Below are 6,138 nucleotides of genomic sequence, written 5' to 3'. Positions count from 1 at the left end.
CTGGTCCACAATTTCGTGGTCGACGGCAGCCCATTGGCCCGCGGCCGTGGCGGGATCTCCGACCTGGCTGGCCAGGGCTTGCCGGGCCTGGGCGTCGACCTGCGGATCGCAGAACTCCGCCGTGTTGGCGTTGCCCGGATTGTCGGAAACGAAGAAACCGCAGGTGAGCAGCGGGTCGATGAAGTCCGAGGGCGCCGGGTAGTCCTGGAACCAGCCGTAGAACCCGACCTGCACGCGGTTGCGGGAGTCGCCGAACACGTTCCAGTACGCGTTCGGGTCGACCGGCCGCAGCGACGCCCGGTACCCGAGCACATCGAGGACCGACACCACGTACCGAGCGGTCGCCAGCGAGGGGAACGGCGTGCCTTGGTCGCTGTACAGCACCACCACCTTGTCGCCCTGCGTCCCCGACGCCTGCACGAGCCGCTCGGCCTGCGCCAGATCTGGCGCGCTCCCCGCCCCGCCCGGGCCAGGCCGGAGCGTGTACGGGCAGTACGGCTGGTAACCGGGCATCGTGGGCGGGAGGACCTGGCAGGTTGCCACCGCCGCTAGTGACCCGCCGTTGAGCGCGATCACCGTGTTTCTGTCGATTGCGTAGTTCAGCGCCTTGCGGGCCATGAGGCTGTTGAACGGAGCGATCCGGGTGTTGAGCGTGAGCGCGACCGTCGCGGCCAGCGGACCGCTGTGCAGCTGGCTGGTGTAATGCGTGGCCAGCTGGTCGACGGCGTCTGGCGGGGGAGTCAGCAGCACGTCGGCACGACCGTGCTCGACGTCGGCGACGGCCTGGCCGGGCGGGACGTCGACCCGGACGACGATCCGGTCCGGGTAGCCGCCCGGCTGGGCCTGTGGCGACCATTTGCGGAACCGCGGGTTCCTGACCAGCGTCCAGGCGTGTCCTTGAACAAACGACCCGGTCATATAGGGGCCGGTGGCGGGCAGTTGCGCGGCGCTGACCATGTGGTCAGGCGTGCCGGGAGGGACCGCGTAGGCCCACGAAAAGGCCAGCTTGTAGAGGAATTCCGGGTCGGGCGCCGTGAGGTGGAAGGTGACCATGCCCCCGGCGTCGTCGGCAACGATCCCGCGGGCGAGGTTACACGGACCGGGACTGCGCTCGCACCGGCTGACGCCCACGATGCCGTCGTACCAGCCCATGATGCCGGGATTCTGCTGCTTGTCGATCAACAGCACCCGCTCGATCGCCCGGCGGATGTCGTCCGGCCTGATCAGCGACCCAGTCGAGTACCTCAGGCCGGCCCGGAGCCGGAACGTGTAGGTCCTGCCCCCGTCGGTTGGCCGGGGCAGCGAGGTCGCGAGGTCAGGGACGAGCTGATCACCGGCCAGGCCGCTGACCCGCCGGTAGCCGACGAGCCCGTCGTTGGTCATGCTCAGCATCTGCCAGGTCAGGGTGTCATACGCGACCGCAGGATCGGTATCAAGGACGGGGTGATCCGGTGATACCTGCTGAGCGATGACGGTGAGCGTGCCGCCACGGTGGGCCGCGAGCGAGGGCAGCACCGTGGCCCACAACGCGTCCCCGGCGGCGGCCAGGTTCGTCGGCTGGTTTCCTACCGGTATGAGCTGGGTCGCGCCGGTGCTGGGATCGATCCTGGACACGGTGCCGCTGACGCCGCTGGCGACCCAGATCGCGCCGTCGGCGTAGACGACTCCGGCTGGCGCGCCGCCCACCTCGATCGTCCGCACCTGGCCGGTCCGCGGATTGACGCGCGTGACAGCGCCGCCGCCGTCCGCGACCCATACGCTGCCCGCGCCCACGGCCAGGCCGTCCGGGCTCTGGCCGACTGGGATGGCCTGCGAGATGCGGTTGGCCGTCGGATCGATGCGCAGCAGTTCGCCGGTGTCCAGGCTGGTGACCCAGACCGCGCCGTCGCCGACGGCAAGCGCGGTCGGAGCACTGCCGAGCGAAATGGTCGACACCACGACGCCGGTGGCCGCGTCGATCCTGGACACCGTGTCGCTGGTCACGTTGGCGACCCATACCGACCCGTAACCCGAGGCGATCGCGGCGGGGCCGATCCCGGCCGGAATCGCCGCGACCTGAATTCCGGATCCCGGGTTCACCTCGGAAACGGTGCCGTCGAGCTCGTTCGCGACCCAGACCTCGCCGCCGGCGACCACCACACCGGCCGGGCCGCGGCCCACTGGGATGCGATCGTTGACCTGCCCGGCCGGGTCGACCCGCAGCAGCATGTTGGCGGCGCTGTCGGTGACCCACACCGCTCCCGCTCCATAGGCGACCCCGTTCGGCCGTCCGACTCCGGTCACGACCGCGCTGAGGCGCGCCTGTCCGCCATCGATCACGCCGACCGTGTTGGGTCCCGCGGTGAGCTGGGCCCGCTCGCGAGTGGTCATGGCCACGGGCAGTGCGATCAATACGGCCAGCGCCGCGGCGACGACCGCCAGGCGCTTCGGGCCAAATAGCCTGGGCTGCCTTTTTCCCGAGACCCGCACAGTCCCGGGCGCAACCGCGGCCTGATCCGGCAGGTCGAGCGAGGCATCCTGCCGCAAGATCGCGCTCTCCAGCCGTCGCAGCGCCGGGCCTGGCTCGAGGCCGAGCTCCTCGACCAGTGTCCGGCGCGCGGCCTGGTAGGCCTCCAGCGCTTCGGCCTGGCGCCCGCTGCGGTACAGCGCGATCATCAGCTGTCCGTGCAGGCGCTCGCGCAGCGGGTGCACCGCGGCCAGCGCCGCCAGCTCGCTGGCCACGTCGGCGTGACGGCAAAGCGCCAGGTCTGAGTCGATCCGGTCTTCGATCGCGCAGAGCCGCAGCTCCTCGAGCCGGGCGGCCTCGATCTGCGGGCCGTGCCCGTTGACCAGGTCGGCGAGTGCCTGCCCGCGCCACAGTTCCAGCGCCGAGCGCAGCTTCTCCGCCGCCTGGCTGGGAGCGTTCGCGGCGAGCGCGGCCCGGCCCTGCCCGACCAGCTGCTCGAACCTGCGCGCATCCAGCTGACCCTCCGCGAGCTGGAGGCTATACGCGCCGGGCCGGGTCATCACGACGGGCCCGTCAGCCGCCGCGTCGAGCGACTTGCGCAACCGCGAGACGTACACGTCGAGGGAGTGCTGGGCGCCGACCGGAGGCTGCTCGCCCCACAGCTCATGGACAAGCACGTCACGCGGGACTGACTCATTCGCCCGCAGCAGCAAGATGACCAGCAGGGCCCGCAGCTTCGGCCCGCCAACCTCGATCAGTCGGCCGTTCGCGCTGACCTCAAGCGGTCCGAGAATCCGGTACTCGATCACGCCCAGCGCCCTCCCCCTGCTTGCTAGTGAAGCACGGATGAGGCGGAAATGGGCTGGTGAACGCCCCGCGATGTGATGTGAGCCTTTTGTGAGGTCGCGGCGCGACGATCGATTGGCAGGAAGGCTTCCACCAGTCACAAGCCGAGTCGTTGCCAGGAGCGGGCCATGACCATTCATCAGTACCTCATGCAGGCCGGCAAGGACGACGCGCGGCGGGCTGGCGAGCGAGACCGTGTGCTCCTGGAGGCGCGGCGGGCCGGCGTGACGCGCCGGCCGGGTGCCGTTCTCGCCGCACCGGCCACGCGCGGCGCCTGGCTGCTGTCGCGCTGGACGGGCCGGGCACAGGACAGGCTCGAGAAGCCGGCCAGGCCGACGGGCGAGGTGCAGCCCACCCCAGATTAAGGGCCGAGCGTGGCCCCGGCGAGCGGGGCGGCGAGGTCCGAGGGTTCCGGGCTCATCCCGGACAGGCCGCATGCGGCGAACCAGTGGCCGGTGTTCTCCGCGTCCGCGGGTCAGGAACCAGTCGCCCTTCGGGTTGCGATCACGTCGACCACCTGCGGCAGGTCAATCATGACCAGCCGCCTCTCGCGGACCAGCAACAGGTCGGAGTCGAGGAGCCAGTCGATCACCTGGATCGAGTCGTCATGCGGGGAGGCTATCAACCGCGTGGAGCGCTGGTCATTCCTGCGCGGTCTAGGCGTTGACCAGGCGAAGTGCCCCGCCAGACGATACCTCTACGTTCCTGTCGCCGCCCTCGAGGGCGCTGCCGGGAAAGTGCTCTGCCGGGACGAATTCCGGGGGGATGCTGCTTGACGTGAAGCCGGCCGTCGAGAGGCGTACCCAGTTTCCGTCACTATCGGTGTCCTGCCACACGAAGAACGTGACCCCGTTCAAGATGATGACGATGTGGTGAGCCGCGAAGTCGGGTCCCCGGCTGCACCACGGAACCCACTGCTCAGAAATGAAAGTTGACCGTCCTGGCGGGCAGGTCGCCGCAAAGACGGGATCGGGCTCCAGATTCGTAATGGTGAGAGCACTGCCCGAGTAGTTATTCACCCAGTGCAGTTCGGTGATGGCGCCCATGGCGATCAGGCGCCCGTGGCCAGAGCGGCCGGCTGCAGTACACGCCGTGAGTTATTCGTGACACGTCCGTTGAAACCCTCGCTTGAACTCCACGACAGGTTCGCCGGGAACCAGTCGTCGCGGTTAGTGGCGACGACCGAGAAATCGCCCGCGGCACACTCCACCTTTATGTCCCACTCGGCGGGGACGCTCACCCCGTACTCGGCGAGGAAGACGCGTACGTCGCTCCCGGTCGCCAGCTCCGCGCCCGGCATTTTCGCCAGGCTGCGCAGCGCATGGGGCAGCTGGCTGTTCTCAGCGAGGTCCCTGATCATTTCGTGCACGCTCAGCTCTCGCGCCGACCGGTCAATTCTCGCCCGCAGGTGGTCGATCCGCTGCTGATGAGCCTGGGCGTAGTGGCACAAGTCGGTCTGTTCGGCGTCGATGTTCATCGCGTATCCTCCACAGCCGCTGGGCTTCCACGCTGAATGGCTCAGCTGACGAAGGCGTGGAGATCCTGTGGAGGTCACGTGGAGGCGACTGGTACCTAGTAGGGCAGCTGTACTTCGTGACCTGACGAAGTGCGGGGATGCTGAGGAGCCTCGTCGAAACTGAGGAATCTGCGCGATCGTGGTTATCGCGGGTCGAGGAGGAGCCGGGTCCAGGAGCGGGCCAGCCAGTACTGGAAGCGGTCCGGGGTCCAGCCGAGGTCATTGAGGAGCAGGCCGTACAGCTGGGGCGAGTTGAAGGCCCACAAAGCGTCGCGGATGTCGTCCTGGGTAATGCCGTCGGCCAGGCAGCCTGCCCGGGTGGCCTTGAACGCGATATCGCTGGCTGCGGCGGTCATGCCGCGCATCCGCTGGGCGTCCAGTTCGGTGGTCAGTTCTTTGACGGCGGGATCGCTGGCGGACGCGGTCCAGGCGGCGAGCAGGAGGCCGCCTGCGCGCTCGGCGACCTGGCGGACGTGGGCGGCGTAGATCGCCAGCTCCTGGCGGGGGTCGGGCTCGGCGATCATCTGCTGGGCGAAGTCGCGTTCCATCATCGGCACGGGCAGGTGATCACCGGCGAGGGCGACGTCGATGGCGTGCTTGAGCAGGTTGGCCTTGGTCCCGAACGCGGCGTACAGGGTCTGCACGGCGACCTCCGCCTCGGCGGCGACCTCGGTCAGGGCGGTTGCGGTGTACCCGCGGTCGGCGAACAGCCGCGCGGCGGCGTCGATGACCCGTTGGTGATTCTGGCGGGCCTGCGCCTGGCGGCGGGCCGCGTTGTAGCGCCTCTTGACAGTCTCGGTCATTCAGATAGAGTACTACTAAATCCGATAGAGTATGACTCTAGCGAAAGGCGCGGGACATGAGCCAGCACCCCACGACCCTGACTGACCCGAAGGCGATCTGCGCGCACAGCCTCGAAATCATGGCTGACGGCGACCTGGCCGACTTCGAGGCACTGGCCCACCCCGAGGCCATCGACCGGGAGGAATCCGGCCCCCCGGCAACCCGCGGAACAGGCCCGGCGGCATTTCATGCCATCGCCCTGTGGCTGCGCGGCGCCTTCTCCGACTTGTGCTGGGACGTCCACCACATGGCCGCGGACTCAGACCTCGTCGCCATCCGCAGCACCTGGTCCGGCCGTCACGTCAGGCCGTTCGTGACCTACGACGACGCCGGGGCGGTGGCCCAGGCGATGCCGCCGACCGGCAAGACCTTCGCCGCCACCCAATCCCACTGGTTCCGCCTCGCTGACGGCAAGATCATCGAGCACTGGGCCAACCGCGACGACCTGGCCATGGCACAGCAGCTCGGCTGGATCCCGCCCAGCCCC

General features: G+C 68.9%; 6 protein-coding genes. 2 read left to right on the top strand and 4 right to left on the bottom strand.

Translation table 11 applies throughout. From position 1 onward, the window contains the following. A partial coding sequence (locus WA805_RS01120) for a BTAD domain-containing putative transcriptional regulator (RefSeq protein WP_425241438.1) occupies positions 1 to 3,255 on the bottom strand: 3,255 nt, incomplete at its 3' end. Positions 3,256 to 3,420: 165 nt separating this feature from the next. Between WA805_RS01120 and WA805_RS01115 the strand changes: the two genes are divergently transcribed. After that, positions 3,421 to 3,657: a hypothetical protein gene (locus WA805_RS01115; RefSeq protein ID WP_422272699.1), complete on the top strand. Its 237-nt coding sequence runs from the start codon at positions 3,421 to 3,423 to the stop codon at positions 3,655 to 3,657. 291 nt (positions 3,658 to 3,948) lie between these two features. Here WA805_RS01115 and WA805_RS01110 read toward each other — a convergent pair whose 3' ends face one another. The 3 genes from WA805_RS01110 to WA805_RS01100 all read right to left on the bottom strand — a co-directional run bounded on the left by WA805_RS01110 (position 3,949) and on the right by WA805_RS01100 (position 5,611). Beyond that, on the bottom strand, positions 3,949 to 4,338 hold the full coding sequence (locus tag WA805_RS01110) for a hypothetical protein (protein ID WP_422339766.1): 390 nt from the start codon (positions 4,336 to 4,338) through the stop codon (positions 3,949 to 3,951). Positions 4,339 to 4,343: 5 nt separating this feature from the next. After that, the gene (locus WA805_RS01105; protein ID WP_422286212.1) at positions 4,344 to 4,769 is read right to left on the bottom strand and encodes a hypothetical protein; all 426 of its coding nucleotides are present in this window, start codon (positions 4,767 to 4,769) and stop codon (positions 4,344 to 4,346) included. A gap of 182 nt (positions 4,770 to 4,951) precedes the next feature. Then, entirely contained in the window at positions 4,952 to 5,611 is a 660-nt protein-coding gene (locus tag WA805_RS01100) for a TetR/AcrR family transcriptional regulator (protein ID WP_425241437.1), read from the bottom strand. Positions 5,612 to 5,667: 56 nt separating this feature from the next. Here WA805_RS01100 and WA805_RS01095 point away from each other — a divergent pair. Beyond that, positions 5,668 to 6,138: ester cyclase (locus WA805_RS01095; protein WP_425241436.1), on the top strand; the 471-nt coding region annotated here is incomplete at its 3' end.

Origin of the sequence: Trebonia sp., assembly GCF_049794275.1 — a bacterium.
GTDB lineage: Bacteria > Actinomycetota > Actinomycetes > Streptosporangiales > Streptosporangiaceae > Trebonia.
This window is presented reverse-complemented; position numbering and strand designations above follow the sequence as displayed.